Annotated in this window: 13 protein-coding genes; 9 read left to right on the plus strand and 4 right to left on the minus strand. The window is 46.8% G+C overall.

Annotated elements, in window-relative coordinates:
- Window positions 1-148: 148 nt before the first annotated feature.
- From ABK01_RS06570 to lnt, 4 genes are read right to left on the minus strand one after another with little or no spacing between them, the layout of a single operon-like run.
- Window positions 149-1,609 carry a type ISP restriction/modification enzyme gene (locus tag ABK01_RS06570; protein WP_253675005.1) on the minus strand — a complete coding sequence of 487 codons (1,461 nt, stop codon included), beginning with the start codon at window positions 1,607-1,609 and terminating at the stop codon, window positions 149-151.
- Window positions 1,602-1,829, minus strand: a complete 228-nt coding sequence (locus tag ABK01_RS06575) for a hypothetical protein (RefSeq protein WP_253675014.1) — start codon at window positions 1,827-1,829, stop codon at window positions 1,602-1,604. The genes ABK01_RS06570 and ABK01_RS06575 overlap by 8 nt, the downstream gene beginning before the upstream one ends.
- Window positions 1,829-5,389 (minus strand): restriction endonuclease, encoded by a 3,561-nt coding sequence (locus ABK01_RS06580; RefSeq protein WP_253675015.1) that lies wholly within the window; start codon window positions 5,387-5,389, stop codon window positions 1,829-1,831. The genes ABK01_RS06575 and ABK01_RS06580 overlap by 1 nt, the downstream gene beginning before the upstream one ends.
- A 4-nt stretch (window positions 5,390-5,393) precedes the next feature.
- Window positions 5,394-7,112 carry an apolipoprotein N-acyltransferase gene (gene lnt / locus ABK01_RS06585; protein ID WP_253675007.1) on the minus strand — a complete coding sequence of 573 codons (1,719 nt, stop codon included), beginning with the start codon at window positions 7,110-7,112 and terminating at the stop codon, window positions 5,394-5,396.
- Between the two features lie 63 nt (window positions 7,113-7,175).
- Here lnt and ABK01_RS06590 point away from each other — a divergent pair, with 63 nt between their 5' ends.
- The 9 genes from ABK01_RS06590 to ABK01_RS06630 all read left to right on the plus strand — a co-directional run bounded on the left by ABK01_RS06590 (window position 7,176) and on the right by ABK01_RS06630 (window position 16,843).
- Window positions 7,176-8,330 carry a galactokinase gene (locus tag ABK01_RS06590; RefSeq protein WP_253675008.1) on the plus strand — a complete coding sequence of 385 codons (1,155 nt, stop codon included), beginning with the start codon at window positions 7,176-7,178 and terminating at the stop codon, window positions 8,328-8,330.
- Between the two features lie 12 nt (window positions 8,331-8,342).
- Window positions 8,343-9,011 (plus strand): tetratricopeptide repeat protein, encoded by a 669-nt coding sequence (locus ABK01_RS06595; RefSeq protein ID WP_016523625.1) that lies wholly within the window; start codon window positions 8,343-8,345, stop codon window positions 9,009-9,011.
- Window positions 9,012-9,078: 67 nt separating this feature from the next.
- Window positions 9,079-11,136, plus strand: a complete 2,058-nt coding sequence (locus ABK01_RS06600) for a hypothetical protein (protein ID WP_371922000.1) — start codon at window positions 9,079-9,081, stop codon at window positions 11,134-11,136.
- A gap of 23 nt (window positions 11,137-11,159) precedes the next feature.
- The gene (locus ABK01_RS06605) at window positions 11,160-11,642 is read left to right on the plus strand and encodes an Lrp/AsnC family transcriptional regulator (RefSeq protein ID WP_016523627.1); all 483 of its coding nucleotides are present in this window, start codon (window positions 11,160-11,162) and stop codon (window positions 11,640-11,642) included.
- A complete protein-coding gene (locus ABK01_RS06610; protein ID WP_305880062.1) occupies window positions 11,639-12,805 on the plus strand; it encodes an aminotransferase class I/II-fold pyridoxal phosphate-dependent enzyme in 1,167 nt (388 codons plus the stop codon). The genes ABK01_RS06605 and ABK01_RS06610 overlap by 4 nt, the downstream gene beginning before the upstream one ends.
- Window positions 12,805-13,626 carry a Cof-type HAD-IIB family hydrolase gene (locus tag ABK01_RS06615; protein ID WP_253675011.1) on the plus strand — a complete coding sequence of 274 codons (822 nt, stop codon included), beginning with the start codon at window positions 12,805-12,807 and terminating at the stop codon, window positions 13,624-13,626. Before ABK01_RS06610 ends, ABK01_RS06615 begins: the two co-directional genes overlap by 1 nt.
- A 303-nt stretch (window positions 13,627-13,929) precedes the next feature.
- Complete coding sequence (locus ABK01_RS06620) at window positions 13,930-14,925, plus strand: ABC transporter ATP-binding protein (RefSeq protein WP_253675012.1); 996 nt, start codon at window positions 13,930-13,932, stop codon at window positions 14,923-14,925.
- Window positions 14,926-14,935: 10 nt separating this feature from the next.
- A complete protein-coding gene (locus ABK01_RS06625) occupies window positions 14,936-15,865 on the plus strand; it encodes an ATP-binding cassette domain-containing protein (RefSeq protein ID WP_253675013.1) in 930 nt (309 codons plus the stop codon).
- Window positions 15,866-15,874: 9 nt separating this feature from the next.
- Complete coding sequence (locus ABK01_RS06630; protein ID WP_253675016.1) at window positions 15,875-16,843, plus strand: ABC transporter permease; 969 nt, start codon at window positions 15,875-15,877, stop codon at window positions 16,841-16,843.
- Window positions 16,844-16,847 lie beyond the last annotated feature (4 nt).

The following is a 16,847-nucleotide window of genomic DNA, read 5'->3' on the forward strand; positions in this document are numbered from 1 at the left end:
GGTATCACAATTTTTGAAAATACAGACTCTTACCGATCGTGATCAGTTTATCAGTTTTTGCCGTTTTCCGATAGGGGCTTTCTGTATATCGAATCTTTGTTCAATGAGATTAATGGCGATGTATTTAAACTTGGATAATGTTTTTTAATTATTCCTTATCCCAGTCTACTTCCGGCAGTTCGTTCACAATGTCTACGGTCTGAACCGATACGTTGATGACACTCAGGAGCAAGTCCAAAATATAGCAGGGTTTGTTATGTTCACGGGACCAATCATTCGGATCATTCTTTATTCCGGATTTTTTATCCGTCGTTACCGCGTAGCGCTCCATAATCCACTCAATTGCAGGCTTTCCGTTTACGACATACTCGTACGCTTTTTCCGGAATATTTTTTATGGTATGCCAGTGATTGTATACAATCGTGCCTTTCTCGCCTTTTTTCGGGAACTTCATCTGCTCCACTGCATAATACTTGTAGTCGGTTTCATTCTCCGGTATAACCTGTGGATTTGGCTCTGCTGCCATAAGCTCATCGTTGTATACATTCTGCATTTCGGTATTGTACTGAACATATTTAAGCGAGCTTACCTGTATGTCCGGATAGGGTTCAACTTCTTCATAATTCAAATGCAAGTCGGCAAGCTTACGGCCTGACTCACTAAATGCCCGGAACTTTTGCCGGTCGCTTACGAGCGGAATACGGGGAAGCATTTTTTTGAGGTCGGCGCTGAATGTTTCTCGGTAGGATTTTGAATGCAGGATGCCGTAAACATAATAGAAAATATCTTCACGCTGAACATTGTTTCCATATTTTTGTTGAGCACGGTTTAATATAAAGTCGCTAATTGCTTCATGTCTTACGATTTTTGCGCCGTCATCAAAGAGCGAATGCTGCTTCGTCTCAATCGTTTCGTACCAATAGAGAGGGAAGCATTGAGAGCCGGCTTCTTGAGAGTTGAGGTCAACTATACAATCTGAAATAAGTACGGATGGTTCTTTGTTACCGCCGAGACCGTTCACACAAATGACAAGGTTTTTATGATTTGGTGTGGGGAAGAGCTTAGGCTGCTTATACCGTTCTTGAGTTAAATCATCATCAAAATAATAATGCTGTTTACAAAACGGGCGATACATTGCTTTTGTATAAAATTTTTCCTGTTCAGCAAATGTTTTATGACGCTTTAAAGCATTAAGCCAGTCGCGGGTCCAGTTTCCTTTTGAAAAATCACGTTCTGGATCAGACTTTATTCCTGTCGCTATCAATTTTTGTTGATGGTTATAATGATCGATTGTTAATTGTATATTCTTACATAATTCTGAATAAGAATAATTGTAAACCCAAGCGTCACGATTTGTCGCACACCCAAGAGAATAAATTGTAAAGAAAGACTGTGAGGTAGCATCAAATTTTTTATCCGCTTCTATCGGAATCCATGCAGAGAACTGATCGTTTCTTCGACTTATCCAATCACCATGTTCATTTGGAGTAAGTTGTGTGAATGGTAGATTCTCCATGCTCTTGAATTTTATGATTATATCCAGTTTCTGTTCACGGTTCAGGTAGTCGCCTATGTCGTAGTAGTAAATTTCCGCTCTATGGTTATTCATCTGATTTCTCACTTTTTTTTACGAGTACCGTCACTGCGATTGGTGTACGGCTGCCAAGTCCGAACACATTTCCCGCTTCCTTTTTGCGGAGTTCTCCGCTTGTTCTACAGTTGCCTCGGAGATTGAATACATAGACCTTGCTGAATTCTTTTTCGATTGTTTTTCTGAATCCGTCTTGTGCGTTACCGTCCAGCCAACTCCCATTTGAAACAAAAGCCACTATGCCGTCTCCTTTTTGACCAAGACTGTAATCGCTATCGGAGTTCGGCTTCCGCTGCCGAAAATCTTCCCTCCTTCCCTTCTGGAGAGTTCTCCGCTCGTTCTCTGATTGCCCCTCAAATTGAATACATAAACCCTTTCGAACTCCTTTTCCAGCGTTTTTCTGAACCCATCCTGCGCATTGTTGTCCAGAAAGCTCCCGTTTGAGACGAAGGCTATTACCCCCCCCCCCCCCCCCCCCCCCCCCCCCCCCCCCCCCTTGGGAAGAGCCTCCCCCCCCCCCCCCCCCCCCCCCCCGAGGGCGGGCATTGATGCGGTGATCCTATCGCTTGCCCACCGGAATGCTTTAATATAAGAGTCATAAGCTGACTTATTTAATCCTGCTTCAGATTCTTTTACATACGTGGTTGCGATACGCTCTTCAAGTTTTGGATATCTTTGGTTTTGTGCATTGTCATTAGCCGACTTCTGCCCGATTGAATACGGAGGATTTCCCATAACGACGGTAATCGGCTGTTTTTTTTGTTCATTCACACGGTCGCTGTTTTCTCTGAATATCCTGTCATCTAAAGTCGGCTCTCCGGTTTCGTAAAGCTGGAATGTGTCTGTCAAACAGATACCGCCGAACGGCTCGTAGGTATCCTTGCCGCTTAAATCGTGGTAGGCATTTTCTATGTTCACGCTTGCGATGTAGTAGGCTAAAAGGACTATTTCGTTCGCAAAAATCTCGTGCCTGTATTTCCGCTCCAAGTCCTCCGGCTTGATAATCCCCAACTGTAAAAGGCGCGTGATGAATGTGCCGGTGCCGGTAAACGGATCAATTACATTAACCCTTTCGTCGCTGATTGAACGGCCGAATTCTTTATTCAACACCCACTCGACGCTCCTTATGATAAAATCAACGACCGGAACCGGCGTATACACAATACCAAGTTTTTCTACCGTCAGTGGAAAGGCATTTTTAAAGAAAGAGTCGTACAGTTCCACGACGACTTTTTGTTTTCCTTCTGCATTGTCGATTCCTTCGACTCTCTGCTGAACCGATTTGTAGAATCGTTCGAGTTTTTCCAAATCTTCCGGGGCTGATTTTTCATCGAGTAAAATAACGATGTCTTCCAGTGATTTTGAAACGGGATTTTCTTTTGTGAAGCGATCATTCCCGAATAGAGCTTCAAACACGGGTTTTGTAATGATATGTTGGGCGAGCATTTCAACCGCTTCCGATTGGCTTACGCTTGGATTGAGATTCTTTTTGAGACCTTCCCAGTAAGAGGTAAATTTTTCCTTATGCGTACCTTCGATTGAAATGAGCTTATGTATGCGCTCGATGTTTCGCTTGGCAATTTCGCCTACGTCTTTACCCCAGTCAGCCCAATAACGTCTGCTTCCGCATTTGTTTACAATCTTTGCAAAAACCTGTTCGGTAAGACTCTTGAATTTCTCGTAAAGCTCTTGCTGCAGTTCGTCAAAGTCTAAAACTCCCTGTACCGCTTCCGCTTCGCCGTCGTTTCCGCCTACCGGTTTTCCGCCGAAATTTCCTCCGCCGGATACGGTGATAATCTTAGGTCTCTTTTTATTCAGTTCAATTTTATTGATTGTTGCATTAAAACGGTCGTCGTGCGCCCGGAGAGCATTCAAGACGCTCCATACGATTTTAAAGTCATCGCTTGTGTCCAGAACTTCATTGGCATTTTTATCCGCCGGTACAATCACAGGAATGATGATGTAGCCGAATTTTTTACCTTCGGCTTTCCGCATAACGCGGCCGACCGATTGAACGACGTCGACTTGGCTGTTACGGCTGGAAAGGAACATAATAGCGTCAAGACTCGGAACATCGACACCTTCGGAAAGACATCGTACATTATTTAAAATTCGACACTCGTTTTTGTTCGGATCAGCGTGCTTGAGCCTGTCGAGCTTTTCTTCTCGAGCAGTGCTTCCCATAGTGCCGTCAATATGGGAAGCGTCCACTAAAACGAGTTGCTCGCGTTCCGTTTCGGAAAGTTTGTCATAATAGGCTTGCCGACATACATTAAAGCTATCTTTTAAATACTTTGAATTTTTGATACTCGAACAGAACGCAACAGCGCTCTTCATCGGTTCAGGATCGACATCGCTGAATAGCTCCTTGTCGGTAAGATAGCTTGTGCGTTTTGAAAGTACATTGATACAGCCGATGAGTTTTATCGCATCGGTCATTTTGATTTCGGAGTGTCCGTCTATAATACTTTTTTGAACTTCCGGCGGCACTGAATGTTCATCGAGTGTCAGTACGATTACCTTGTAATCGGAAAGCAGCTGCTTTTCAACTGCCGCACCGAAGCCGATACGGTAGATTTCTTCACCGAACCATTCAGGGGCATCCATAGACCAAACGAGCGTTTCATTTTCTTTCGCCTTCGCTTGCGCTTCGCTTGAATATAGTCGGGGAGTGGCAGTCATATACAGACGCTTTTTTGCGTTGATATTATCGTTGGAATGTACCTTCGTGAATGCAGACTGAGATTTATCCTTTTGCTTTATACCGGTAGTTCTGTGTGCTTCATCGCAAATAATCAAGTCAAAGAGGAATGAATCTTTTTCGCGTCTGTTTATGTCTTTTTGGACGGTACCGATTACGTCGATTGACTGGTAGGTGCTGAATACAACTATCATTCCTCCTTCGGTTTTCAGGCGGTTTCTATAGTCAACGAATTGCCTATGAACTTTTGCAGAATCCGTCGTTGCAGGAAGAACGAGGTCTGAAATTGAATCCTCCGCTTTGTCGCTTGCATGAGCGTCCGAACAGATACAGATAGGATAGATGTTTTCTTTGCTTTGTGCCGACCATTCTTTTAAGGTTTGGCTCAAAAGTGCGATTGACGGAACAAGGAACAGCACCAGTCGGCTTTCGGTCGCCAAGCCCTCCGCAATTCTGAGCGATGTAAACGTTTTACCGGTGCCACACGCCATAATGAGCTTTCCACGGTCGCAGGTTTTATAATATTGTGTCGCAGCGTTGTACGCTTCTTTTTGGTGGGAAAGTAGCTCGTATTTTTTGACACGTGCTTCATTTCCTTTTTTGCCGGCATCCAATTCTTCCCAGTTTACGTCATCGTTTTTGAGATCAATTAAGCCGATTCGCCCGATACCGAGCTTCTCGATTACATTCTGTGCCTCTGCATTAAAACCGCCATACGTGGTGTCAATCCAAATCCTAAAGCTGAAGTTTTTTTCGCCGTCTTGTGTTTGAAATTTAAATGAAGATGTGGAAACAAAGGAGTCTACCATTGCCTTGTCGATTTTCTTATCTGCTTGATAGCATTTGCACTGAACTGCCCAATAATCGCCATCGTGAGCACGGCATACAATATCAATGCCCGTGTCCTTTCCACCGGTTCCGAATTGGGCTTTATAAGGAAAATCTGCCCAAAGCCATACGTTTGATAAAAGGTTTTTATATGTTGGTTTGGTTAAAAGGTAGGCTTGCATAAGCCGTTCAAACTTGTCTCCCATGTTACGTTCGGAAGTTGAGTTTTCGCGGTATTTGTCTATAATATGCTCAAATGGTAAAGCCATGCAGTTACTCCCGGAATTCTTTAATAAACTTCCGCTGCTTCCTAAACCACGGCTTTTTCCAGAGCCGTTTCCGTTGCCGCTTTTTTCGTTCGGCAGGGGAGAGCCATTCGAGCGGATGTTCCATATACACCACCGCTTTTTTACAAAACACGGGGTTGAACCGGTATGCGGTAGCAGTGATAAGCGCAATCGCTAAAAAAAGCGCGGGCAGCCAGTCTTTCCATTGTGCATAAAAAGTTGGTTGGTACGGATAGATCGGGACGGAAACGCTTAATGCATCGGTAGTAAAGAGCGGAAGGCTTGCGGTAATGTTTCCGACAGGATCGACAACGCAGGTATAGCCGCCGTTGGTAGAGCGGACAAGCGGCGTCCGTAGTTCTATTGCACGGAAATAGGCGACGGCAAAATGCTGGTATTCCGCACTCGCCGTTTTAGACCACGAATCATTGGTCAGGTTAATCAAGATATTGCTTTTTTGATTATGCAAATCGGCGCAGAGTGTCGGAAAGGCATCTTCAAAACAGATGGGCGCGGCGAAGCGGACATCGTTTCCATTTTGTGCGGTGAACGTCATCGCTTTATATTCCGTTCCCGGCGCCCATCCCGACGAAAAACCGACCAGCGAGTCGAAAAAGCGCTGCACAAACGGATGGTCGATAAAGGGAATGTATTCCGCAAAGCAGATCAGCTGTATCTTTGAATAGGTGTCGAGTACCGTTCCGTCCGGTGCGATAAGATAGACGGAATTTGCGTATTTTTCGCGTTCGGCATCCTGTAAAAGCGGGGAGCCTGTTAAAATGGGAATATCCATCCGCTGCAAAAAATCGGTAAAGGATTCTTGAACGGGACGCTGCCGGTAATAATCTTGAAATTGATCATACCCGTATGCAAGGCTGCTTTCGTTCCATACGATGAGGTCAGGCCGCACCGGCGATTCGGTAATTGCCTTTTCGGTAAGCTTTTGGGTGTTATACAAATTATCAAAAAATAAATCGAGGCCGTAGACCCACGGATCGGTGTTTTGCTGTACTAACACAAGGGTGAGGTTCTGTTGCGGCGTTCTTTTTTGATACATGCGGAAAAGTCCGTATCCGTTGACCAGCAGCAATAGACCGGCGGTAAAGATCAGTGGGCGGAGTAACGGTCTGCCGTGCAGCTTGGAAAAACCGGTGGTTACATCTTCTGCTGCACGGATTATTTCTGCAAGGAGCGCGGAAATCAATGCAACAAGAAAGGTTATTCCCCATACGCCGGTAATATCTGCTATTTGAATGAGCGGCCGCAGCGATAATGTTGTCATCGAAAGGCTGCCCCACGGATAGGCGACAAAACCGCTTCCCTTAAACCATTCCCAGAGTGTCCACAAGCCCGCAAAGGCAAACGGACGCAGAGCCGACGGCAGCTTCATTGCATAATAAAACCAGTGTCCGAAAAGAAAGCCGAGGAAGAAATAAGCGACGGTGGAAGCGCCGAGCGTAAAAATTGCAAAGTTTTCAAAATACGCCAGCCAAAAACTGGAGAACAGATGGACAAGGGCTATCATCGCGCCGAACATCCACGCCGTGCGCCGTCGGCTCGGGATGATGCAAAATGCGGTATATAACGGTATCAGTGCAATAATGCCGAAGAAAGCCGACCCAAAATGCAGATATTCATTCGGTATACCGAGGGAAAGCAGCACCGCAGAGCATAAAACCGCTAAAAAAGATGAAATAACCGACATAATTTTACAGCAATTTAATCATTTTTCTTGAATTGTTTCAATATAAGAGATATTATAGAAAGTATGCAGAAGATTCTACCGTTTCATGTAGACGAATATGGAGACGAGCCGGAAGTAACCGTTGCGGTTCCCGGGCGCTTTCACCTTTTAGGTGAGCATACATGGTTTGCACAGGGCAATACACTTTCGATGGCAATCGATCATTATCTGTATCTTTGTGTTTCAAAACGAAAAGATTCTAATTATCGGTTCCTTTCTCTGTCGCTCAAAGAGCGGAAAAAAGTTGCAGCTGCCAACCTTCGGTATCGTAAAGAAGATCGTTGGGCAAATTCGATAAAGGCTGTTATTCTTTCTTTTATGGATCAAGGGATTGAGATGACAGGACTCAATTTTACCATCCTTTCCGAAATACCGGCGGATGCGGGGCTCGGTACGCCGAATGCGCTCAAGGTTGCAACGGCGATGGCGTTACGGAAGGTATTTGCGCCGCGGCTTACGAAAGCTGATCTTGTCGATATTTTGGAGAATGCAAACGTGCAGCATCTTAATACCTATCCTCACCGTGCGGATATTTTGTGCGCATTATATGCAAAGGCGGGACACTGCATACGGACAAATCATCGGCGGAAGACGGCTGATATTTATCCTTTCCCCATCAGTAACTACCGGATCATTTTGACGGATTCGCGGGTTCCCCGTTTGTTGGCGCGCGAGGAGCTGAACCATAGAATTCAGGAATGTATGGAAGCCTACGAGCGGGTAAAAAAGATGCCGGATATTCCTCAGGATTTCAGTAAGCTTGCCGAAAGCGATCTTGAAGAGCTTGCCATTCCCGAATCGGTACGGCGGCGGGTACTCTATATTATCCGCGAATCCATCAGTGTCGATGACGCTATCGGCGCCTTAAAGAAAAACGATTGGGTGGTGTTTTCGCGTATTGTAACACGCTCTCAAGAGAATTTGCGCGATCGCTTTGAAATTTCCTGCCCCGAATTGGATTGGCTCGTGAAGCGGGCTATGGAATTTGTCGCTCCCGATATGAACGATATTGTGTGTTCGCGCCTGACGGGAAGGGGATTCGGCGGATGTACGTACAATATTTTAAGAGCGGATGATATCCAAACCTATATTGAAAAACTGGGCGACTATGAACGAATTTTCGGATTTAAGCCTTTGTATTATAAAGTGAAACCTTCCGGCGGAGTACGCATACTATGATGGAGAAACGAAATGGATACGGTTCTTAAAGAAGGCATACAGCTCTATCGGGAAAATCGATATGAAGAAGCGCTTGCCGCATTTTTAAAGATATCGTCTAAAGATGTTGAGCTCAATTTCGATTTGGCGTATTATATCGGCCTCTGTTATGCGAGCCTTTTACAATATGACGATGCGCTTGTCTATTTGGAACAGATTATCACAGCCGGGACCGATATCGCCCGCGTATATCAGTGTCGGCTTATTCTGGCCTTTATTTATACCAAGACAGGCCGTGCCCGTTTGGCAGAGTTTGAGCTTTCAAAGCTTTTGGATGCAGGATACGATTCTCCGCAGGTGCATACTTCGATGGCGTATTTGGCGTATGAGCAGGATAAAGTAGACAAGTCTTTGAGTCTTTATGAGAAAGCGCTGGAACTTGATCCGGATAATTCGACGGCGCTTAACGGGCTTGGCTACATCCTTGCCGATACCGAAAAAGATTTAACTCGGGCTTTGATTCTGTGTAAAAAAGCGCTCGACGCACAGCCCGATAATCCCGCTTATTTGGATTCGCTGGCGTGGACATATTACAAGATGGGCTTTGATACCGAAGCCCGTTCATATATCCAACGGGCGGATGCACAGCTTCCCGGTAACGAAATAATTAAGCGCCATCTGCAGCTTATTATGAGCAGATAATTAGGTTCATTGTGAAAGTGGCCGAAGACTTCATGTTTTTAGAAAATTGTTAAAAGGATTAACTATCATGCGTATGAAGAGACTATTGCAAACAGCCGGTTTAACACTGTTTTTATTGTGCCTCGCTACGGCGCTGCCTGCGCAGGCCAACAGCCTTCAACCCCGCCTGAGTTCCGCCGATAGAGATCATGGATTTGAAGAATTCCGCCGCGGCGTGCAGGCGTATTACCGCGGAACCTTTAACGAGGCTATCCTGCTATTTGAAAAAGCTCTCACGCATATTCCCGGCGATCCGCTCATCTTGGATTGGCTCGGACAAGCCTATTACCGCTCCGGTATAGAGGGGGCTGCACTTGAGCAATGGTCGGCAGCGTCTGCCTCAGGATACGGCGGGCAGCTGTTAAAAAATAAAATAGAAGTTGTTAAGGAACGGCGCAGTTCTCAGCCCGATTTTGCGGAATCGGTACGCTATGTAGAAACTGCCGTATTTGAATCCAAACATGGAACGGAAGTCTTTTTTAGGCAGCCGCTTTCGGTTGCGGCAATGGGCGACGGCAGTTTCTGGGTAGTCGCCTACGGCTCCAACGAATTGGTTCACTTCGATATTAACGGCATCGTACTTGACCGGACGAGCGGTCCCTTGCAGGGCTTTGACCGTCCTTTCGATATTTTACCGCTTAAAAACGGGAACCTGCTCATCTCCGAATTCGCTGCCGATCGGCTTTCGCTGCTTACCAAAGACGGAAAATTCATTAAGTCGTTCGGAACCAGAGGAAGGGGCGACGGACAGTGTATCGGCCCTCAGTTTTTAGCGCACGATTCTTACGGAAATATTTTTGTAACGGATTTCGGCAACGCCCGCGTTGTGGTGTTTTCTCCGGACGGAGAAGGGCTTTTTACATTCGGGCAGCGCAGCGGCATATTCCCGGGCTTTACCGCTCCGGCAGGTATCGCAATCCTAGACGATTTGGTCTACGTTGCGGATTCGGTAAAAGGCTCTATCTATGTGTTTGATACGGCGGGAAACTATATCAGAACGCTGCTGCCGGACAGAAGTGTCGTACAGGCGGAGTCGATGCGGGTATGGAAAAACAATCTGCTGGTGTCCTGCGCCAATAAGGTGTACTTGGTCGATATCGGCTTAGCGAGCTTATATACCGTTGCGAGTTTAGGGAATGCGCCCGCCCGTGTAACCGCGGCAATTCCCGATGCCAACGGCAGTCTTTTGTTGGCCGATTATAAAAACGGAAATATTCAGGTCTTTTCCCATATCAACGAACTGGCGGGCGGTTTGTTTGTCCGCTTCGACCGCGTCTATGCCGATAAGTTCCCGACGGTTACCGTCGATGTCCGCGTAGAAAACCGGATGGGGCAACCGGTGGTGGGATTAACGGCGAATAATTTTTTCCTGACCGAATCGAACCGGCAAGTCAATGATTTTACTTTAAAGGGCGCCGCCTACCTCAATACCGGCTGCGATATTGCCGTTGTAATCGAGCGCTCACCTCAATCGGAAAAAGAATTGGAGCTGGTTAAGACGGTGGTAAAAGAGCTCGCCGAGACAATGCAGGGAAAAGGAAAGATTTCTCTTGTGTCAGCCTCTCAACTGCCGGTGCTGGAGGGTAAGTTTTCTCCCGAAGCGCTTTTATCGCAGCCGCTTAAATTAAAGGCGGCATGGTCACCGGTATGGAACTGCGATCTTGCGTTGCGGCTTGCCAGCGGGGAGCTGATTAATGCGGCTCCAAAGCGGGCTATCGTGTTCTTGTCGTTTGAAGATATCGGTTCCGACAGCTTTAAACAGTACAGCTTAAACGATCTTGCTGCATATATGACCAACAACGGTATCCGTTTTTATACGGTTAATCTAAAGCCGCGGACATTGCCTCCTGAGCTTTCGTATCTTTGCACAAAAACGGGTGGGATGAGTACGTATATCTATGCCGAACAGGGGCTTTCTCCGGTTATTGAAGATTTAATTGCCAAACCTATAGGCTCGTATCAGCTAAGTTATACCTCTACATTGCCAACCGACTTCGGTCGTGCCTATTTACCGGTAGAGCTTGAGGTACGGCTTCTAACCCGTTCGGGCAGGGATGAAACCGGCTATTTTGCCCCGCTGGAATAGAACCGGATTACCAAGGAGCTGGTATGCAGGAAATTATCGATTTACTGGAAAACGATGCGCGGCTAAGTCCGCAGGATATTGCCGCAATGACGGGTAAGTCCGAGGAAGAGGTTCGCGCTGCCATTAAAAAATTAGAGGATGAGGGCATCATCTTAAAATATGCTGCGGTTATCAACCGTGAACGGCTTGCAAGCAGCGATACGGTATCTGCGATGATAGAAATTCAGGTTGCGCCGGCGAGGGAACACGGATTTGACCGCATTGCGGAGCGGATATATCGGTACCCGCAGGTAAAGACGGTACAGCTGATGTCCGGCGGATATGATCTGCATGTGCTGGTCGAAGGAAAAGATTTAAAAGAGGTTGCCTTTTTCGTGTCGGAAAAACTCGCGTCGCTGGAAGGAGTGATCAGCACACGTACTCATTTTGTGCTCAAGACCTACAAGGAAAACGGAACGTATTATATCGACCCCAAAAAAGATCCCCGCGAAGAGATTACCGCATAATGGACAGACCCGATCAATTTTCCAACCGGATTGTGAGCGTTGCACCTTCCGGTATCCGCCGTTTTTTTGAGCTTGCCGCCGGACAGGACGATATTATCTCGCTGGGGGTAGGGGAGCCTGATTTTGCAACGCCGTGGGTTATGCGCGAGGAAGCGTGGTATCATCTCGAATGCGGGCATACATCCTATACTTCAAACTGGGGGCTTGAACCGCTCCGCAAGGCGATTGCCGGTTATTTGAACCGCTACGGCATGTCGTATTCTCCTAAAAACGAGGTACTGATTACTTTTGGCGTTTCGGAAGCAATCGATATTGTGTTCCGTTCCATCCTGAATCAGGGAGATGAGGTGATTGTTGCGGAACCGTGCTATGTTTCGTATCAGCCCTTGGTGGCGCTCTGCGGGGCGAAACCGGTCGGGCTGGACACCTCGGCGGATAACTTTATCCCGACTGCGGCGGCCATCGAAGCGCTTATTACGCCGAAAACCAAGGCGCTAATTATCTGCAGCCCGAACAATCCCACCGGTACGATGATTCCTGCTGATGAGATGGAAAAGATCGCCGCCGTCGTTAAAAAGCATAAGATTTGGGCGCTGTCCGACGAGGTGTATTGCGAACTTCGGTATGAAGCGCCGCATACATCTATCGGTTCTTTCCCCGGAATGAAGGATTACTGCATTATCCTCAATGGGTTTTCAAAGTCCTTTGCAATGACCGGCTGGCGTATCGGGTTTATCGCCTGCCCGCAGGAGCTGATGGCTCAAATTCATAAAATTCATCAGTATGCGGCAATCTGCGCTCCGATTATGAGCCAATATGCGGCGCTGGAAGGATTGGAACGCGGCTGGGACGAGGTTGAGCGGATGCGGGTTTCCTACCGGCAGCGGCGTAACTTGATGATGAAGAGCTTTGATTCGATGAATCTTCCTTATATAACGCCCGACGGTGCATTTTACCTCTTTGTCGATATCCGTAGTACCGGTTTAAGTTCGGAAGATTTTGCGGTTAAGCTGATTACCGACTACAAAGTTGCCGTTGTGCCCGGGCACGTGTTCGGAAGCGGCGGCGAAGGCTTTGTCCGCTGCTGCTACGCTACCGACATCAGTAAAATACGGGTTGCGCTTGAGCGTATCGGTAAATTGCTGAAAGGCGAGCCGCTGTAATGGAAAAGTTAAAAAACATAGAAATTATCGCAATGGATTTGGACGATACCCTTTTGCGGGATGATCTGACCATCTCCGATTATACGGTATCGGTTTTACAGGCCTTGATGAAAAAGGGTGTACTGACATTGCTCGCTTCGGGGAGAAGTCCTCGTTCGGTACATTCGTATGCGCAGCGGATCGGTTCGGATAAAACGGAAAGCTATATCCTGTGCAACAACGGGACGCAGATATTGACCTCCGATATGAAGCTGGAAATCATCAGCCGCCGTCTCGGCGCCGATCTTGCGATTGAGATTTACGATTATATAGAGTCGCAAAATCTTTCCTGCCATCTCTACTTTGACGATACCATTTACATCGCTAAACGGACTGTTTTTTCGGATAGGGATGCGCATCTGACAAAAATGAAGGTTGTCATACCGGATGATTATCGGGAGATTTTGCGCACCAAGCCGGTGTATAAATTGCTCATTCCTGCGGAGCCTGATATTATCGCTGCCGTCGAACCGGAGTTTAGAAAGCGGTTCGGTACGCGGGCTGTCCTGTTTACCAGTAAGCCGTATTTTTTGGAAATTATTCCATTGGATACCGGTAAGGGGGAGTTCCTGCAAGAGCTGGCATGGCTACTCGGTATCAAAAATGAGGCAGTGATGGCATTCGGCGACAGTATGAATGACGAAACGATGATCCGCCTTGCGGGATACGGCATCGCCATGAAAAACGGCCACGACGCTATCAAAGATATTGCGTACGCAGTAACGGACTACACCAATAACGAGGACGGTATTGCCCGCTTTTTAGAGAAATATCTACTATAGAGTATAAGATGCGGTACCTTCTTTCTGTGCGAAATTTTGGATAAAATTTCGCACATTTTTTCTAGCAGACGGGTAACCGCATCAGGAAAAATTGATAAACATCGCAGAATAATTGAGGTCGCGAGACCATTTGAACCAACGGTTCAACTCTGGTTGAACGGCCTCAATTATTCTGCGGGGATAACAAAAGAGCCTGATGCAGTTACCCGGATTTTTTTATAGGTATACGGTTGCAAAATTTGCGTATCCGTGATACCGTGTTATAGAGTTATTAAAAAAAGGTTATAAATACAGTGAACTACCATGGAACAAAACAATTTATTGACCGTTAAAAATTTGCACACGGCTTTCCGTATCGACGGCAGCTACTATGATGCTGTTGACGGCGTGTCGTTTGACGTTCATCCCAATGAGATGCTTGCTATTGTAGGGGAATCCGGCTGCGGTAAAAGCACGGTTGCGATGTCCGTTATGGGACTGCACGATATGCGCTTTACCCGCGTTTCGGGTGAAATTTTACTGAACGGCAGGGACTTGCTGACGCTTTCAGAAAATGAGATGAACAAAATCCGCGGAAAGGATATCGGGTTCATCTTTCAGGATCCGCTCGCCTCGCTTAATCCGCTGCAGCGGGTAGGGAAGCAGATTGAAGAAGCTCTGTTGTACCACACCAGTCTCAACGAAAAAGAGCGGCAAGAGCGGGTTTTACAGCTTTTAAACGATGTCGGTATCCAGAACCCCAAGCGTACGGCGCAGCGGTTTCCGCATGAGCTTTCCGGCGGAATGCGGCAGCGGGTACTCATTGCGACAGCGCTGTCTTGTAATCCGTCGCTTATCATTGCCGATGAGCCGACAACGGCGCTCGACGTAACCATCCAAGCGCAGATTCTCGATCTCATCAAAGACCTGCAGGAAAAGCACAAGGCGGGCATCATTCTTATTACCCATGATCTCGGCGTTGTTGCGCAGGTTGCCGACCGTGTTGCGGTTATGTATGCGGGGGAGATTGTCGAACTGGCCACCGTGCAGGAACTGTTTACGCATCCGTTGCACCCTTATACCCGCTCTTTGCTTAAATCGATTCCACAGGCCGATAAAGACGATGACATGCTGCATGTTATTAAAGGTATGGTTCCGTCGCTTAAAAAACTCAAGCATACGGGCTGCCGGTTTGCCGACCGTATTCCGTGGATTCCTGCCGAAGAACACGAAGAAACGCCGGTTTTGCACGAAGTAAGCCCCGGGCATTTTGTCCGCTGTTCCTGCTGGAAAAATTTCCGGTTCGAGGATGAGGTATAAGGGGGCGGATATGGCATTATTGGAAGTAAAAGATTTAAAAGTACATTTCCCTATCCGCGGCGGCTTTTTTAATACGATACAGGATCATGTGCGGGCGGTGGACGGCGTTTCTTTTCAGATTGAAGAAGGAAAAACCTACGGTCTTATCGGGGAGTCCGGTTCGGGGAAAACAACCATCGGCAAAGCAATTGTCGGGTTGGAGCAGCCTACCGGCGGGGAAATCCGCTACGAAGGCAACCTCGTAAATACGAAGGCTCAGCGGAGAAAGATTAAATACAACGAAAACGTTCAGATGGTATTTCAGGACGTTATGTCGAGCCTCGACCCCAAAAAGCGCATTCGAGACATCATTGCGGAACCCATCAGAAACTTTGAGCGGCTTTCCAAACATGAAGAATTAAAGAAGGTTCTGTCGCTGTTGCAGATTGTCGGAATACCGCCCGACGGCTTATATAAATACCCGTATGAATTTTCCGGTGGGCAGCGGCAGCGTATCGGTGTTGCGCGTTCAATAGCGGTTAATCCGCGGCTCATTGTGGCGGACGAACCGGTTTCCGCGCTTGACCTTTCGGTACAGGCGCAAATTCTCAACTTCCTTAAAGAGATTCAGCGTGAATTTATGCTGAGCTATCTATTTATTTCGCACGACCTCGGCGTTGTCAAACACATGTGCGATTACATCTATATTATGTACCGCGGTCGATTCGTAGAGGCGGGAACACGGGATGATATTTATCGCAATCCGATGCATATCTACACCAAGAGGCTTATTGCGGCAATCCCTGAAATGAATGTCGAAATACGTGACGAATATAAAAAGCGCCGTGCCGAAATTGATGAAATATATGAGCGTGAATCGGAACGTTACTTTAGTCCCGAAGGGCGAGTGTACGATTTAAAGAAAATCAGCGAAACTCATTACGCTGCGCTGAAGGATTAGGGGGAGAGTATGTGGAAAACAATAGTACGCCGTATCCTTATTATGATACCGCAGCTGTTTATATTGAGTGTTTTGGTTTTTTTAATTGGAAAAATGATGCCCGGCGATCCCTTTACCGGACTGGTTGGCAATCCTAACATTAAGGCAAGCCGTATCGAAGAGCTGCGGGAAAAAGCCGGTTTAAATGATCCGTGGCCGGTACAGTATAAGAACTGGATGGGACGCATTCTGCTGCACGGCGATTTCGGCATTTCCTATACCTATAAGATTCCGGTAACGGATAAAATCAAATTACCTGCGCAAAATACCTTGTGGCTTTCGCTTTTAACCGTTGTGTTAACGTATGCCATTGCCGTTCCGCTCGGTATACGTGCCGGCCGCTATAATGGGTCTAAATTCGATAAGGCGGTGCTGGTCTATAACTTTATCACGTATGCAATCCCGACGTTTATCCTCGGTCTTTTGAGTCTTTTGCTGTTCGGCTATCGGCTGAAGATTTTTCCGACGTCGGGCTTCGTCGGATTGGAGGCAATGGGAAACAGTAGCCGTTATATTGTAAGCAGAATATATCACATGCTGCTGCCGGCAATTACGGCGGCAGTATTGCGTACGACGGGTATTGTGCAATACCTGCGCAATGAGGTTATCGATGCGAAGAGTCAAGATTACGTTAAAACGGCGCGGAGTAAGGGCGTACCGATCGATAAAGTTTATACGCATCATATTTTCCGAAATTCTCTGTTGCCGATAGCGGCCTTTTTCGGCTTTACGGTAACGGGATTGCTCGCCGGTTCAATATTTATCGAAACGATTTTTATGTATCAAGGGATGGGCTTGCTGTTTATAGAATCGATTATGTCGCGTGATTATTCTATTATCAATGCGTTGACCTTATTGTACGGAACGCTCGCCCTGTTCGGCAGCTTGATTTCCGACATTATTATGATAATTGTCGATCCCCGTATCAGAATTGACTAAGGAG

This window comes from Treponema sp. OMZ 305 (genome assembly GCF_024181325.1).
Classification (GTDB): Bacteria; Spirochaetota; Spirochaetia; order Treponematales; family Treponemataceae; genus Treponema.

Bases quoted from the DNA above. Each gene is read 5' to 3' on its own strand.
- ABK01_RS06590 (WP_253675008.1), top strand. From the start codon at position 7,176: ATGCAGAAGATTCTACCGTTTCATGTAGACGAATATGGAGACGAGCCG.
- ABK01_RS06595 (WP_016523625.1), top strand. From the start codon at position 8,343: ATGGATACGGTTCTTAAAGAAGGCATACAGCTCTATCGGGAAAATCGA.
- ABK01_RS06570 (WP_253675005.1), bottom strand. From the start codon at position 1,609: ATGAATAACCATAGAGCGGAAATTTACTACTACGACATAGGCGACTAC.
- lnt (WP_253675007.1), bottom strand. From the start codon at position 7,112: ATGTCGGTTATTTCATCTTTTTTAGCGGTTTTATGCTCTGCGGTGCTG.
- ABK01_RS06605 (WP_016523627.1), top strand. From the start codon at position 11,160: ATGCAGGAAATTATCGATTTACTGGAAAACGATGCGCGGCTAAGTCCG.
- ABK01_RS06620 (WP_253675012.1), top strand. From the start codon at position 13,930: ATGGAACAAAACAATTTATTGACCGTTAAAAATTTGCACACGGCTTTC.
- ABK01_RS06625 (WP_253675013.1), top strand. From the start codon at position 14,936: ATGGCATTATTGGAAGTAAAAGATTTAAAAGTACATTTCCCTATCCGC.
- ABK01_RS06615 (WP_253675011.1), top strand. From the start codon at position 12,805: ATGGAAAAGTTAAAAAACATAGAAATTATCGCAATGGATTTGGACGAT.
- ABK01_RS06600 (WP_371922000.1), top strand. From the start codon at position 9,079: ATGCGTATGAAGAGACTATTGCAAACAGCCGGTTTAACACTGTTTTTA.
- ABK01_RS06580 (WP_253675015.1), bottom strand. From the start codon at position 5,389: ATGGCTTTACCATTTGAGCATATTATAGACAAATACCGCGAAAACTCA.
- ABK01_RS06630 (WP_253675016.1), top strand. From the start codon at position 15,875: ATGTGGAAAACAATAGTACGCCGTATCCTTATTATGATACCGCAGCTG.